Below are 14341 nucleotides of genomic sequence, written 5' to 3' on the forward strand. Positions count from 1 at the left end.
GCGGCTCCTCAGCTCAGGCCGGAGGCGCGTGCGACCGCCGCCGCGATCGCGGCGCGGCGCGGATGCCGGAAGCGCGCCGCGACATAGCCGTCCGGACGCAGCAGATAGGATGTGCCGGGTTCGGCCCCGTAACGCTTGCCCGCGAAACCCTCGCCATCGGCAAGTCCATTCGGACCGCCGATGCTGACGACACCGACATCGTCGGGCACATCGATCGCCTCACCATTGGCAAAGGACAGCAGGGTGAAACGCCGGCCCTGAGCATTGAATGCATCGGTGAGATGAACGTGCCGTCCGTCTGCCGTCTCGAGCGGCGCATCCGGCATCGATGTTCCCGGACAAGGGCCACTGCGCCAAGCCTCGTCGTCTTCGGTCGACAGCGGCGTCTGGTAGACCGAGGGAACCGACAGCCGGCCGCCATTGACCATGCGCTTGCCGAATTCGGTGTCCCTGGCGAGCGCGAGCACCACCTTGCGCAGCCGCGCCTCCTGGTGCGAGTTCGGCGCCATGAAATCCGTCGCCCGCGTGGACTCGCGAATGTTTTCGTCGGCCGCTGCGCTTCGCTCCAGATGATAGGTTTCGAGCAGCGCCGCGGGCGAGGTACCGCGCAGCACGCGATCGAGCTTCCAGGCCAGGTTCTCGGCATCCTCCAGCCCCGAATTGGCACCGCGCGCGCCGAACGGCGAGACCTGATGGGCGGAATCGCCGGCAAAAACGACGCGACCATGAATGAAGCGCTCCATGCGCCGGCACTGGAATTTGTAGAGCGAGATCCATTCGAATTCGAACTGATCATGGCCGAGCATGCGCGCGATCCGTGGCCGCACATTCTCCGGCTGCTTCTCGACGTTGGGATCGGCATAGCGGCTGAGCTGCAGGTCGATGCGCCAGACATTGTCCGGCTGCCGGTGCAACAGCGCCGAGCGCCCGGCATGGAACGGCGGATCGAACCAGAACCAACGCTCGGTGGGGAATTCAGCCGTCATCCTGACGTCGGCGATCAGGAACTGATCCTCGAACACCTTGCCGGAAAAACCCGCGCCGACCATCTGGCGCAGCGACGAGCGCGCGCCGTCGCAGGCGATCACATATTGCGCCGACAGCCGATAGGGGCCATCCGGCGTCTCGATCGTCAGCACGACATGATCGTTGCGCTGCTCCAGCGCCGTCACCTTGTTGCGCCAGCGCAGCGAGATCTCCGGCAGCGCGTTGACGCGATCGACCAGATAGGCCTCGGCGTAGAACTGCTGCAGGTTGATGAAGGCCGGCCGCTTGTGCCCGGGCTCCGGCAGCAGATTGAACTGATAGAGCTCGGACGGACCGTGAAAGATGCGGCCGACGTTCCACACCACGCCCTTGTCGACCATCCGGTCGCCGACGCCGAGGCGATCCCAATATTCCAGCGAGCGCTTGGAGAAGCAGATCGCGCGCGAGCCCTCGCCGATACGGTCGGCATCATCGAGCACCACGACCGCATGGCCGCGCTGCGCAAGATCGATCGCGAACGACAGCCCGACGGGACCCGCACCCACGACGACGACCGGATGCGCGGCCGGCGTGGCCTGATCCTGGTCTTCGTGCCGACGATAGCCGAACTGAACCTTCGCCTGGCTCGCGCCCTGCCCCGGATTGGCTTGCACCATGGCTTGCTCGCCTTGTGGTTTTCTTGGACTTTCGAAACGACGACTTTCGAAGCGACCGACATTTCCTCGGGCGAGGCCATTCGGCCGTCTTGCCAGATAGTCTCACCTGCAACTATTCTAAAGCCGACGGCTTCGGCCGCGTCAACTCAAAAATCGGAGCGCGATCTTGGCGAAGCCATCCAGCGCGGCGTCCGGGCGGCAGGCGAAGCCGGTCGAGGATGACCGAAATGCCGCAGTGCCGCAGGAAGACGAGCGGCTCGACCTGTTCAAGTTCGCGCCATTCCGGCTCAACCGTCTGGCCGCCGAGGTCAGCGCGGCGCTCGCCATCGAATATCGGGAGCGCTATGGGCTCGACATTCCGGAATGGCGCGTGCTGGCGACGCTCGGCTTCCGCCGCGAGGCCTGCAGCGCGCAATATGTCGCGGCGTGCACCCGCACGCACAAATCGACCATCAGCCGGGCCGTGACGTCGTTGCTGGAGCGGCGGCTGATCGAGCGCGTCGAGAACGCCGAGGATCGCCGCGAGTTCCGTCTGCGCCTGACACGTAAGGGCAAGACGCTTTACGAGGAGCTGATCCCGCGTTTGCAGCAGCGCGAGCGCGAAATCATGGCATGCCTGTCGGCCGACGAGCGCAAGACGTTCGACCGCCTGATCGGCAAGATCGAGGAGAGCCTCGATCTGATCCAGACCAGCGAGGAGGCCGATGCGAAGCAGGCCTATTGAGCCGCGCTTCGTCGGGTGGGCAAAGCGCCGAAGGCGACCGGTGCCCACATCCTTCGTCAAACGACAGCGATGGGCACGGGGGCGCGCGAGACTGCCGTCGACGACGAGCAAGGCGCCGCGCGCCTTTGCCCGCCCTACTTGTTAGTCGCCGACGATCGCCGCCGCTCCTCGACTTCGACCACGTCGGCGCCCTCCCCACGCCAGCGCAAAATCTCCATCGCCAGCACCGGGTGATTGAAGCCCTTGAGATGCAGGTCGTCGATCGGCCTGGCATCGACCGACTGTTCGACCACGCCGAACACCCGGCGCGACACGATCACTTGTCCTGCCTTGGCCTCGTCGCATAGCCGCGAGGCGAGATTGGTGACGCTGCCGATCGCGGCGTATTCGAGCCGGTGCTCGAAGCCGACCTGGCCGAGCGTCGCATATCCCAGTGCGATGCCGACGCCGAACCCCAGGCTGTGGCCGCGATTTTTCCAGCGCTCCGTCAATTGGCCGATCTCGTCGCGCATTTCGAGCGCCATCTTCACCGCGCGCATGGTGTGATCCTCGAACGGGATCGGTGCATTGAACAGGATCATCACGCCGTCGCCGGCATAGCGATCGAGCGTGCCCTCATATTTGAAGATCAGCTTGCCGAGCGCGGCGTGATATTCACGCAGCACGTTCATCGCCTCTTCGGGCTCGGTCGTCTCGGTAAACGCGGTGAAGCCGCGCAGATCGCAGAACACCACCGTGACCTCGCGGCGGTGGCTTTCCAGCAGCGCATCATGGCCGTCCGACGACGCGATGATCTGCGCGACCTGCGGCGCCAGGAAGCGCTCCAGCCGTCTGATCCGCTCGATCTCCGCCAGTTGCTTCTCGACCCGCTCCTCGAGCGACTTGTTCCATTCGCGCAGCTGCTCGGTCTGCTCGGTGAGCTTTTCGGCCTGCTGCTGCACCGTCGCGTGGGTCAGCGCGAGCTCGCGGCCCTTCTGATCGACCTCGGTGAACAGTCGTGCGTTGCGCATCGCCAGCACGGCCTGGTTGGCAAACGTTCGCATCAGTCCGATCAGGTTCGGCGGGAACGTGCCGGCCGACCGCCGGAGCACCACGAGCGCGCCGAGCACGCCCTGCTGATCGACCAGCGGCGTGAACAGCACGGCGTGAAAGCCGGCGGCGACCGCGACGTCGCGCAGCGGGTGATCGGGCGCGTTTTCGAGCTCGGCGATCGCGATCGGCTCGCCGCTGCGCACGGAGTCGGAGAGCAGGCTCGTCCGCTCGTCGAGCACATTGTGCGGGCCGTCCCGGTCGACACCCTTGGCCTCCACCAGCCTGAAGCGGCGTTCGGCGGCCTCATAGGAATAGATCAGCACGGCGTCGGTCTTGGTGATCTCCAGCGCCCGGGCCGCCACCGTCGGCAGCACGGCATTGAGATCGAGCGAGGAGGCCACCGCGCGGCCGACCTCCTCGAGCACCTTCAGCTCATTGATCGACTGAGCCAGATCGCGCGTGCGTTCCTCGACCTTGGCTTCCAGCACGGCATAGGACTGCGCGAGCTGGCCGGCCATGCTGTTGAACTGATCGGCGAGCTCCTCCAGTTCGTCATGCGTCTTCACCTCGATGCGCTGAGCGAAATCGCCGGCGCCGAGCTTGCGCGCGCCGGCGCGCAACGCGGTGATCGGGACGAGCATGCGTCGCGCCAGCAGCGAGCCCGCGAGGATCGCAACGGCAAGACCGAGCGCAATCAACAGCGCACCGCGCAACAGCTGATCGCGGATCGGCGCCAATGCGTGCGCGGTAGACTGTTCGAAGAACACGGACCAGCCGAGCTTGGGGAGCGTCGCGACCGCCGAGAGCACGGCGTGCCCGGCGCTGTCCGTGCCGGAGGCCAGCGGCTGGCCATCCGGCGTGAGCACCGCCGCGACCTGCGGCAGCTTGGAGAGGTCCTGACCGACCGCCGGCCCCCTCGCCGAGCTCGCCAGCACCTGGCCGCGCGGATCCACCACGTAGGCGGTGCCGACCTTGCCGATCTGCGCCTCGGTCATGAAGTCTTCGAGAAAGTCGAGGTCGATGTCGGCCACGGTCACACCGGCATTGAAGCCGGAATGCGCGACCGAGATCGACATCGTCGGCTGCGCACCCTTGAAGGTCACAGCGGAGAAATTGCTGCCGTGCGTGACCGTGTCGGTGAAGCGCAGGTCGCGCGACAGATCGTTGCCCGAGGAGAACGCGATCGAGGTGCGTGAGACCCGGAGCTGCTCGCGACCCTGGCCGTCGAGCTGATAGAGCTGCCGCACGGCCGGCGCCTGGCTCAGCAGTTGCACATAGTCGGCGCGGCGGAGCTCCAGCGTATTGGCGCTCGCCCGCGTCACCCAGCTGATCTGTCGCTGCAGATCCGAGAGCGCCTGATCGATCCGCCGGGCGCTGGCGTCGGCCTTTTCGGCCATGGCGGCGGTCAGGCTCGCCTTGGTGGACTGATAGCTGATCCAGGTTTCGGTCGCGCCATTCACGGCCAGGACGAACACGACGAGCCCGACCAGCGACACGACGTATTTGGCGAACAGGCCCTGCCGCAACGACCAGCCTCTGTTCTCGACCTCGTTCATCCGGACCCCTCACGCGCGTCATCGCCGAGGTCAGCCTCGGACAAGCGCGTCCGCTGCCGTCCTCGCGGCAGCGACACCTCGGAGACGGGACCGCTCGAGTGCGAGACGGTCCGTCGCCGGCATCCGTTTAGCACAGAATGACAAGCAGAGCCGCGCGCAGTGCGCGCACCCGCACCGGCCGTTGTTTGCGCGGTTGGCCTTGAACCCCTCCACCGCTCGGAGGAGATCCCTCCGGATTCGGTTGCCTGCGGTTCTATATTACCTATTGAAGATTCGCTTCAGTACATCGTTCATCGGCTGGCTGTCCTGCGCGCCGTCCTGCCGAGGCTCGGCGGGGGCGGCCTCCGCCGGGCCCTGGCCGGCATCGCCCGAAGACAGCGGAACAGCGCCGCCCTGGGGCGCAACCAGCGTACGGCCGCGGCCCTTGGCCTGCGGCTGCGCGCCCTGCTGCAGCCCTTGCTGAATCAGATTGCCGATCGCCGATCCGAGATCACCGCCGAGCAGGTCGGATTGGCCGGCCGCCGGGGCCTGCGCGTTCGGAGCCACCGTCGATGGCGCGCCATTCGAACCGGCGTTGGGCGCAGCATTTCCGATGAGGCCGCCGATGCCGTTGATCAGATTGTTCAGCCCGGCTCCGTCTTTGCCGAACAGGCCTTGGCCCATCTGCTTGAGCCTGGCGTAGGCAGCATCCGGATTGTCGAGGATGCCGGCGATGTCGGGGTAGAAGCGCGGCTGACTCCAGGGGCCGTCGATGACGACGGGAATCCCAAGGCCGATCGGCTCCGAGGTGCGGCCCTGCCCCTCGGTCGTCATCACGAGCTTCGGCTCGACGCGCATCGCCAGCGCCCGATTGCCCAGATCGATCGTCCCCGCACCGGTGACCTTGACCAGCGGTCCGACCAGGTTGAGGTCACTGGTGGCGGCCTGCCCGCGCTCGACCTGGAACGAGGCCGAGAGCTGCGTGAGATCGGTCGTCAGCTCCTTCGAATCCTGCCATCCCGATAGCGGATTGGCCGTCAATGAGCGGATCATCTGCGCGACGTTGATGCCGCGGATCGCGCCGTCCTGGAACAGCAGGAACGCCGAACCGCTCAGGTTGCTCATGAGAGCCTGCTGGCTGGCGCCGCTGGAGCGCAAGGCCAGCTTGCCCTGCATCCGCGCATCGAGCTTGTCGAATCCGGCGACGCTCGAGAGCAGCGGCAGCGCGCGGATGCCGACGAGATCGCAGTGCATCGCATAGGCCGGATTGCCCGTGGAGGCGTCGATCACGACCTCGCCACTGGCCTGCCCGTCATAGGCGCCAAGATTGGCGACGGTCGCCTTCAGCAGGCCGCCGGCCAGCGAGGCTTCGAGATCAAGCGGACCGAGGCGAGCCCCGGAGAGAACGACATCCGTCGCCGACAGCTTCACGCGCGCATCGACGTAGTTGAGACCGCGCAAGTCGATTGCCGCCGTGCTCCATCCCGACACGCCGGCAGAGCCCTGCCCCGCAGGCGCCCCCAAGTCGAGCCGGCGAACGTCGAGATCGACCTTCACCAGCGGCTTGCTCGCGAGATCGACCGAGGCCCAGCCGTTGAAATCGCCATCGCCAAGCGTACCGCTGAGGCCGTTGATCATCACCACCGGGCCATTCAGCCGAACGTCGGCGCGGCCAGCAAGGACTCCGCGAAATGCATTGGCCATGTCGATCTTGAAGTCGACCGGCAGCGTCTGGCGGTCGATTGGCAGTGCAGGCGCCGCCGCTGTGACGTCGAACGTCACCGGGCGGCCGCCGGCACGGGCCGCGCCCGTGATCTTGACCTTGCCGTCGGACAGAGACGCCGTCGCGCCGATGCCCTCGAGCCGATTCTCGACGCGGTCGCGCGGGTTGGAGAGGATGACAGCGCCGTCCCTGACGGTGACCCGTTCGATCCGGACCGCAGGCACCGCTTCCGACTTCGCCGAGGCACGGCTGCGCGGCGCGTTGTCCCGCAGCCGTTCGCGCAGCAGCGGCAGATAGAGTGTGGGCTTGTCGATGATGATCTCGCCGATGTCGGGCCGGCCGGACCACAGGCTCGACAGCGCCACGTCGGCCTGCAGCGTGCCGATCGTCAGCCGATTGTTGCCGTCCCGCTCCTTCGGATCCTGCAGGGTGATGTCCGTCAGGGTCGCATGCAGCGACGGCCACAGGCTGACGCTTGCCGAGCCGGCGATGCTCAGGCGATAGCCGGTGTCACGCTCGACGCGGTCCTGGATGGCGACCGTGAGGAAGCTCGCCGGAAGTCCAAAAGCGAGCGCCAGAGCGAGCACGACGATGACGGCGCCAATCAAACCGCCTGCGATCTTCAATGCCTTCATGTCGATGTCCCAAGCGCAAGGCGCGAGCGGTCTCCACGGGTTAGCGTGCGGCAACGCCGACCCGGTTCAATCCGAATTTTTCTCGGAACGAAGACCGCTCCGAGAGCGACCAACATAGTCGTGAGCACGTGCGCCATTATGTGACTTATGACACACTTCCGCCCGGGCGGATTCTGTAACTCGGGCTTTGAACCACTGCCGAAGGTATAGTGATGAGCAAGCAGGCCGAATTTGCGGTCATTCTGAAGATGAACCCGATGTTCGCCGACCTCGGCGCGGACGAGCTGCAGCGAATCTCGAGCCTCTGCCACACCCAGCATCTGTCGTCGGGCGAGGTGCTGTTCCAGAAGGGCGATCCCGGCAATGCCCTGTTCGGGGTGCGGCGCGGCCAGATTCGCATCGAGACCGGCGCCACCGACGGCAGCCGACTGACCCTCAACTTCATGGGACCCGGCGATCTGTTCGGCGAGGTCGCCGTGCTCGACGGGCAGGAGCGCACGGCGGACGCCACGGCCGGTGAAGCGTCCGAGCTGTTCGTGCTTCGCCGCGAGGATTTCCTCAGCTTCCTGGAACGCGAGCCCAAGGTAGCGATCAGGATCATTCAGCTGCTGTGCCAGCGCATCCGCTGGCAGAGCGAGCGAATGGAGGAATCGGTGCTGCAGCCGCTGCCGGTCCGGCTGGCACGCCGGCTGTGCGCGCTGGCGGAGGATTTCGGCTCCGAGGTTCATATCTCGCAGGAACAGCTCGGCGTCTTCGTCGGCGCGGCGCGTGAAAGCGTGAACCGCCAGTTGCAGGCCTGGCGCAAGGACAAGATCCTGGATCTGCAACGCGGCCGCATCCTGCTGCATGACCTGACGAAGCTGAACACGATCGCACGCAACGAGTAGCAAGCCGGGCGCCCAGCTTCGTTCACCGCGAATTTGTCGATTGCGGGTCCGGTCCATGGCGGGAACCGCCCGTCGTGCATCGTTTGGTATCGGCATCGGCCAAACATGATCGCAATTGGGCCACCACGCCTCACAATTTGCGACATGAACTCTTTTTAACAATTCTAACAGGGTTCAATCCGGCGGCGGAGAGTTCCATTTGCTCGCGCGCGGCTGCGCGCGGGTGGAGCTTTGCGCGCCAGGCGAGCGTGGTTGGAAGTAAAGTCATGAGTCTTGCGTTGCCGGCGATCGCGATCGAGGCCAGTGGTTCGGTTGGCCGTTGGCGCAAAGCTCTCGCGGTCTGGATCGACGCCGTGGAGGATGGTTGGGCCGTTCCGGCCTTGATCGTCGGGTTCGTCGCGGTCTGGATGGTGTATTTCTCGATCGCCTATCTGGGAGGCGATCTCCACCAGGACGTGATCGAAACCTGGTCGCTCGGACGCAGCTTCGACTGGGGCTCGACCAAGCATCCGCCGCTGATGGGCTGGGCCGCGCGGGCCTGGACCACCGTGTTTCCGCTGACCAACTGGTCGTTCAACCTGCTGGCGCTGACCAACGCGGCGGTCGGCCTCTGGGCCGTCGACCTCATCACCCGGCGTTTCGCGCGCGGTGACAAACGTCTGGTCGTACTGCTGCTGCTCATGCTGCTGCCGGTCTATCAACTGCATGCGCAGCGCTTCAACGCCAACGCCGTGCTGCTGTCGAGCTGGCCGCTGGCGACGTGGTGCTTCCTGCGCTCGTTCGAGACGCGTCACGTCGGCTGGGCCATCGCGGCCGGCCTGACCGCGGCGCTCGCCATGCTCGGCAAGTACTACGCGGTCTTCCTGATCGCGGGCTTCGCGGTCGCAGCGTTGTGTCACGGCGAGCGTCGCGCCTATTTCACCTCGTCCGCGCCCTGGATCGCGGCGCTGTCCGGCCTGGCCGCGCTCGCACCTCACATCTATTGGCTCGCCACGACCGGCGCCCAGCCGTTCTCGCATGCGATCGAGCATCACGTCGGCAAGACCGCCGCGGCCGCCCTGGTCGAGGGCAGCGGCTTCCTGTTGGCGATGGCCGGCATCGCCGGTATCCCCGGCCTCATATGGCTCGCCATGACGCGGCCTCGCCCCACCCGCCTGCTGAACGATGCGCTCAGCCTCGAACCCGGGCTCCGGCTGCTGGCGACAATCAGCATCGGGACCGTTGTGTTCCCCACACTGGTCTCGGTCGTGTTCGGCACCGACATGCCGCCGCTGTGGGGCCTGCAGGGCGTCTTCCTGTTCGTCATCGTGATCGTGTGCGGCGCGAGCTATCACGCTCCCCGCGACATCACGATCAATCTCGCCGCGGCGACGATCGCGATCGCGGCATTCGCGGCCACCGTCGTGGCGCCCCTCCATGCATTGTACCGGAACTACGTTCCGTTGAACGAGGGCCGCAACTTCTATGAGCCGGCCGTGACCGAGCTCGACCGCCTGTGGCGGACGGCGTCGAACGGCGTCCTTCCCGCTGTCGGCGGCGACGACGGCCTTGCTTTTGCCGCCGCGTTCTACAGTCCCGACCATCCGCGCTATGAAATGGCGCTGGTGCACCCGCACGAGCTGCAGCCTCCGTCCAAAGTGCTGACCGCGCAGGGCTGGGCGGCGCTGTGCTACGACTCCGACATCTCCTGCATCTCGGGCATGCAAGCTGCGGCGGCGCAGGCGCGACGTTCGGTGCGGGCCGACTTCACGCTCCGGACCAAGCTGTTCGGCCTGGAGGGCGCGAGCCAGGGCTTCGTTGCCCTGATCGTTCCGCCTGAGACCGCCGCGCCGCTCGAGAGCACGCCGAGCGAGGCCCACGATCTCAGCGCACGCCGCCGCATGCCCTCGACCGCGAACTGAAACAGCTCGTTCCGGCACGTCATCTCATTCCGCGGCCGGCGACATCGCCGACGGCGGCGGCTTTGGCTGATGCCCCACCTCCGGTTCATGGCCGGACTGCGCCTCGTCGGCGGCCTCGCCGGAGGAGACGATCAGCTTGCGGCCGAGCCGGGCGAACAACGCGCCGACATCGTCCATCACCAGGAACATCGCCGGCACGAACAACAGCGACAGCACGGTCGAGAACACCAGCCCGCCGATCACCGCCAGCGCCATCGGCGAGCGGAACTCGCCGCCGGCACCGACCGCGAGCGCGCTCGGCATCATGCCGGCGACCATCGCGATCGTGGTCATCACGATCGGACGCGCCCGCTTCATGCCGGCATCGATGATCGCCTCGTCGCGCCTGATCCCGGCATGGATCGCCTCGACCGCGAACTCCACCAGCATGATCGCGTTCTTGGTGACGATACCCATCAGCATCATCATGCCGATATAGACCGGGATCGTGAGCTGCTTGCCCGTGAGCATCAGAGCTCCGATCGCCCCGCCGATCGACAGCGGCAGCGAGAACAGGATCGTGATTGGCTGCAGGAAGGTGCCGAACAGCAGCACCAGCACGGCGTAGACGATCATCAGGCCCGCCGTGATCGCCGTGATGAAGCCGGAGGCCAGCTCGTTCAGGCTTTCGGCGTCATCGGACGGGATCAGCTTGACGCTGGCAGGCATGCTCTTTCTGACCGGCAGCTCATCGATCTGCTTGGTTGCGTCACCGAGCGCCGCCAGCCCGACGAGGTCGGCGGCGACGGTCGCCTGCCGCCCGCGATCGTAGCGGCTGATGCTGGTCGGCCCCTGGTCGAGCTTGATGTCGGCGACCACCGCCAGCGGCACGCCGCCCTTTTCGCCGTACTGGCCGAGCGGCACCCGCAACTGTTCGAGGATCTTCACGTCGCTGCGCGCTGCATCCTCGAGCTGCACCCGGATCGGGACCAGCCGGCCGCCGGCGTCATACTTCGCCAGCGCCGGTCCGACATCTCCGATCGTGGCGACGCGGATCGTCTGCGACAGGCTTTCGGTGGACACGCCCAGACGAGCGGCCAGGTCGGCGCGCGGCTGCACCCGCAATTCCGGCCGGTCGAGCGAAGTGTCCGACACCACGTTGGAGATGATCGGAATCCGCTTCATCTGCGAGGCGAGCTCGCTCGCAACGTTGTCGACCAGCTTGGGATCCGAGCCCGTCAGCACCAGCTTGATCGGGCGCAGACCGTTTTCGTCGGTGAACCAGAAACGGATGTCCGGAATGGTTTCGAGATCCTTGGTGATCTCGAGTTCGAGCTCTTTCTGGGTGATCTTGCGCTCGGTCTTCGGCGTGTAGTTGACGATCATTCCGGCGCGACGAACCTCCATCGCGCCCTGAAGCCGGCCGCCGTCGACGAACACGCTGCGGACCTCTGGCCGCTTGCGCAGGCGCGCGACGATGTCCTCGGTGACCTTCTCGGTGTAGGCGAGCTGCGCGCCTGGCGGCAGCTCGATCGCGAGCAGCGATCGCGCCGCGTCCTGGGCAGGCAGGAACCCTTGCGATAGCAGCGTCGTGCTCCAGATCGAGCCTGCGAAGATGCCGATGCCCAAGAGAACCGTGACAAAGTAGTGCTTCACCGACCATGTCACGATGCGCTGATACGCACGCAGGATGAATCCCGGCGGCGGATCGTCATGGTCGTGATGCTTGAGGAAGTAGGCCGCCAGCATCGGTGTGACGAAGCGCGCCGCCAGCAGCGAGAAGAACACCTGCACCGAGACGGTGATGCCGAACTGCTTGAAGAACTGGCCGGCAATGCCGGACATGAAGCTCGCCGGCGCAAAGATCGCGATGATGGTGAGGCTGATCGCGATGACCGCGAGCCCGATCTCGTCGGCGGCATCGAGCGCGGCGCGATAGGGCGACTTCCCCATCCGCATGTGGCGCACGATGTTCTCGATCTCGACGATGGCGTCGTCGACGAGAATGCCGGTCGACAGCGTGATCGCCAGGAACGAGACCATGTTCAGCGAGAAGCCGAGGATGTCCATCGCCCAGAAGGCGGGGAAGATCGACAGCGGCAGCGAGATCGCCGCGATCACCGTGGCCCTGAAGTCGCGCAGGAAGAGGAGCACGATGATGACGGCCAGGATCGCGCCCTCGAACAGGGTCGAGATCGCGGCCTCGTAGTTGCCTTTGGTGAACTCGACCGAGGTGTCGATCAGCTTCAGATCGACGTCGGGATGGGCGGCCTTCACCTGGTCGATGCGCTTCTGCACGGCGGCCGCGACGACCACGTCGCTGGCTCCCTTGGAGCGCTTGATGCCGAGCGCGACCACCGGCTCGCCGTTGAAGCGCGCAAAGGTACGGCGATCGGCGATCGTGTCGGTGACCGTCCCGAGATCGGCGAGCCGGACCTCGCCGCCGCCGAACAAGGGAATCATCGTGTTGGACAGCTCGTTCAGCGTTTTCGCGCCGGCAAGCGTGCGGATCGCCTGGTCGTTCTTGCCGATCTCGGCGCGGCCGCCGGCGACGTCGACATTGGTGCCGCGCAGGCTCTGGCTGACATTGACCGCGGTGAGCCCCATGGCCTGCAGCCGGTCGGGATCGAGCGAGACCAGGATCTCGCGCTCGACACCGCCGATGCGCTCGACCTGGCTGACGCCGCGCACGCCCTGCAGCTCGCGCTTGACCACGTCGTCCACGAAGAACGACAGCTGCTCCGGCGTCTTGCCCGGCGAGATCGCCGCATAGGTGACGATCGGCAGGCCGATCTTGTCGACGCGCGAGATCAGCGGCTCGGTGACGTTCTGCGGCAGATCGGAGCGCACCCGGGTCACGGCGTCCTTGACGTCGTTGATGGCGCGATCGGTGTTGGTCTCGAGCGCGAACGTAATCGTCGTCACCGACAGGCCGTCGGTGATCAGCGACTGGATGTGGCGCGCGCCCTCGACGCCGGAGACGCCGTCCTCGATGATCTTGGTGACCTGGGATTCAAGCTCCGAGGGCGCCGCGCCGAATTGCGCCACCGCGACCGAGATCACCGGAATGTCGGCGTTCGGCAGCCGCGTGACCGCGAGCTTGGTGAAGCTCATCCAGCCCAGGATCAGCAGGATGATGGAGAAGAGGATCGATGGCAGCGGGTTCCGGATCGACCATGCCGAAATATTCAGTGCCATCAGCGTACCCGCGTGCGATCGATGTCTTCGGCAAACATGGTCTTGATCTGGTCGCCGTCGTGCAGCGAGCTGCCGGCGTCGGCCACCACGATTTCACCCTCTGTCAGACCGTCGAGGATTTCGCTCGATGTATCCGACACCAGGCCGACCCGCACCCGGCGGGTCTCGATCGTGTTGCCCTTCACGACCTGGATGGTGAGATGATCGATCGCCGTGTTGGGCACGGCGACGCCGCAGCTCCGCCGGGCATCGATATTGGCGCGCGCGAACATGCCAGGCTTGAGCGACGGACTGCTGGTCAATGCGATGCGGACATGGCCCAGCTGGGTGGTCCGGTCGACCTGCGGTGCCACCACGCGCAGGCGGCCGACAATGTCGGGAAGGTTGTCACGGGTGATGCGCACCGGCGCGCCCGCGCCGAGCTTCAGGAGATGAATGCTCGGAACTTCGGCGTCGAGCTCCAGCTCGTTGTTGACGGCGATACGGAACATCGGACCGGCCTGCGGCGAGGCCGGCGCACCGGCGATCGTGCGGACCTCGGTGACGAGTCCTGCCGCCGGCGCACGCAGCGACACCGGCCGGTTCGCGGCCGCCGCCGGCGCTCCCGGCTGCGGCGGTGGCGGCGTCAGGCGCGCCAGCTCCTGGTTCTCGGTGACGGTGTCGCCCTCCTTGACCAGGACGTCGATGACTCGCGAGCCTTCCTGGTCGGCGCCGACCACCGCCTCGCGGCGGGCCATGACGAAGCCGGTGACGCGCACGAGATCGGAGAAGCAGGCCTTCACCGCCTTGGTCACCAGCACCTGGGCCTGCATCGGCGGCTCCTCGGCAGCGTGATGGGAACGATGCTCGTACCAGTAATAGCCGGCGAACAGAGCCACGAAGACGACCGCGCTGGCCGCGGTCTTGAGGGATTTTGGCAGCTTCATCGGCAGGTGGATCCGGTCGGCGCGAGATGCGGGTTATGGATGCTGCGAATTTGGCGCGGGGCGCCCCGACAAGGCGATGCGCCCCACAATCCTGCGGGACGCATCCGTTCACTTCGATCTCCGGCCACGCGACCCCCGACGGCGCTTGATGGACGCGG

General features: G+C 66.2%; 8 protein-coding genes. 3 read left to right on the forward strand and 5 right to left on the reverse strand.

Annotated features, from left to right (window positions below):
- Nucleotides 1-8: 8 nt before the first annotated feature.
- On the reverse strand, nucleotides 9-1643 hold the full coding sequence (locus QX039_RS16685; protein ID WP_315740760.1) for an FAD-dependent oxidoreductase: 1635 nt from the start codon (nucleotides 1641-1643) through the stop codon (nucleotides 9-11).
- 166 nt (nucleotides 1644-1809) lie between these two features.
- Between QX039_RS16685 and QX039_RS16690 the strand changes: the two genes are divergently transcribed.
- Nucleotides 1810-2367: a MarR family transcriptional regulator gene (locus QX039_RS16690; RefSeq protein WP_315740761.1), complete on the forward strand. Its 558-nt coding sequence runs from the start codon at nucleotides 1810-1812 to the stop codon at nucleotides 2365-2367.
- Between the two features lie 134 nt (nucleotides 2368-2501).
- Here QX039_RS16690 and QX039_RS16695 read toward each other — a convergent pair whose 3' ends face one another.
- Both QX039_RS16695 and QX039_RS16700 read right to left on the reverse strand, forming a co-directional pair.
- A complete protein-coding gene (locus tag QX039_RS16695) occupies nucleotides 2502-4955 on the reverse strand; it encodes an adenylate/guanylate cyclase domain-containing protein (protein ID WP_315740762.1) in 2454 nt (817 codons plus the stop codon).
- 258 nt (nucleotides 4956-5213) lie between these two features.
- Complete coding sequence (locus tag QX039_RS16700) at nucleotides 5214-7292, reverse strand: AsmA family protein (RefSeq protein ID WP_315740763.1); 2079 nt, start codon at nucleotides 7290-7292, stop codon at nucleotides 5214-5216.
- Between the two features lie 212 nt (nucleotides 7293-7504).
- Here QX039_RS16700 and QX039_RS16705 point away from each other — a divergent pair, with 212 nt between their 5' ends.
- On the forward strand, nucleotides 7505-8179 hold the full coding sequence (locus QX039_RS16705) for a Crp/Fnr family transcriptional regulator (protein WP_315740764.1): 675 nt from the start codon (nucleotides 7505-7507) through the stop codon (nucleotides 8177-8179).
- Between the two features lie 266 nt (nucleotides 8180-8445).
- Entirely contained in the window at nucleotides 8446-10080 is a 1635-nt protein-coding gene (locus QX039_RS16710; RefSeq protein WP_315740765.1) for a glycosyltransferase family 39 protein, read from the forward strand.
- A gap of 24 nt (nucleotides 10081-10104) precedes the next feature.
- Here QX039_RS16710 and QX039_RS16715 read toward each other — a convergent pair whose 3' ends face one another.
- Together QX039_RS16715 and QX039_RS16720 are read right to left on the reverse strand one after the other, a co-directional pair.
- Nucleotides 10105-13257 carry an efflux RND transporter permease subunit gene (locus tag QX039_RS16715; RefSeq protein ID WP_315740766.1) on the reverse strand — a complete coding sequence of 1051 codons (3153 nt, stop codon included), beginning with the start codon at nucleotides 13255-13257 and terminating at the stop codon, nucleotides 10105-10107.
- The gene (locus tag QX039_RS16720) at nucleotides 13257-14183 is read right to left on the reverse strand and encodes an efflux RND transporter periplasmic adaptor subunit (RefSeq protein WP_315740767.1); all 927 of its coding nucleotides are present in this window, start codon (nucleotides 14181-14183) and stop codon (nucleotides 13257-13259) included. Before QX039_RS16720 ends, QX039_RS16715 begins: the two co-directional genes overlap by 1 nt.
- Between the last annotated feature and the right edge of the window lie 158 nt (nucleotides 14184-14341).

Origin of the sequence: Bradyrhizobium sp. SZCCHNR1043, from assembly GCF_032489675.1 — a bacterium.
GTDB lineage: Bacteria > Pseudomonadota > Alphaproteobacteria > Rhizobiales > Xanthobacteraceae > Bradyrhizobium.

What these genes read in the sequence shown, in the direction of transcription:
- QX039_RS16685 (WP_315740760.1), bottom strand. Translation starts at nt 1,643, where the DNA reads ATGGTGCAAGCCAATCCGGGGCAGGGCGCGAGCCAGGCGAAGGTTCAG.
- QX039_RS16720 (WP_315740767.1), bottom strand. Translation starts at nt 14,183, where the DNA reads ATGAAGCTGCCAAAATCCCTCAAGACCGCGGCCAGCGCGGTCGTCTTC.
- QX039_RS16700 (WP_315740763.1), bottom strand. Translation starts at nt 7,292, where the DNA reads ATGAAGGCATTGAAGATCGCAGGCGGTTTGATTGGCGCCGTCATCGTC.
- QX039_RS16710 (WP_315740765.1), top strand. Translation starts at nt 8,446, where the DNA reads ATGAGTCTTGCGTTGCCGGCGATCGCGATCGAGGCCAGTGGTTCGGTT.
- QX039_RS16695 (WP_315740762.1), bottom strand. Translation starts at nt 4,955, where the DNA reads ATGAACGAGGTCGAGAACAGAGGCTGGTCGTTGCGGCAGGGCCTGTTC.
- QX039_RS16715 (WP_315740766.1), bottom strand. Translation starts at nt 13,257, where the DNA reads ATGGCACTGAATATTTCGGCATGGTCGATCCGGAACCCGCTGCCATCG.
- QX039_RS16705 (WP_315740764.1), top strand. Translation starts at nt 7,505, where the DNA reads ATGAGCAAGCAGGCCGAATTTGCGGTCATTCTGAAGATGAACCCGATG.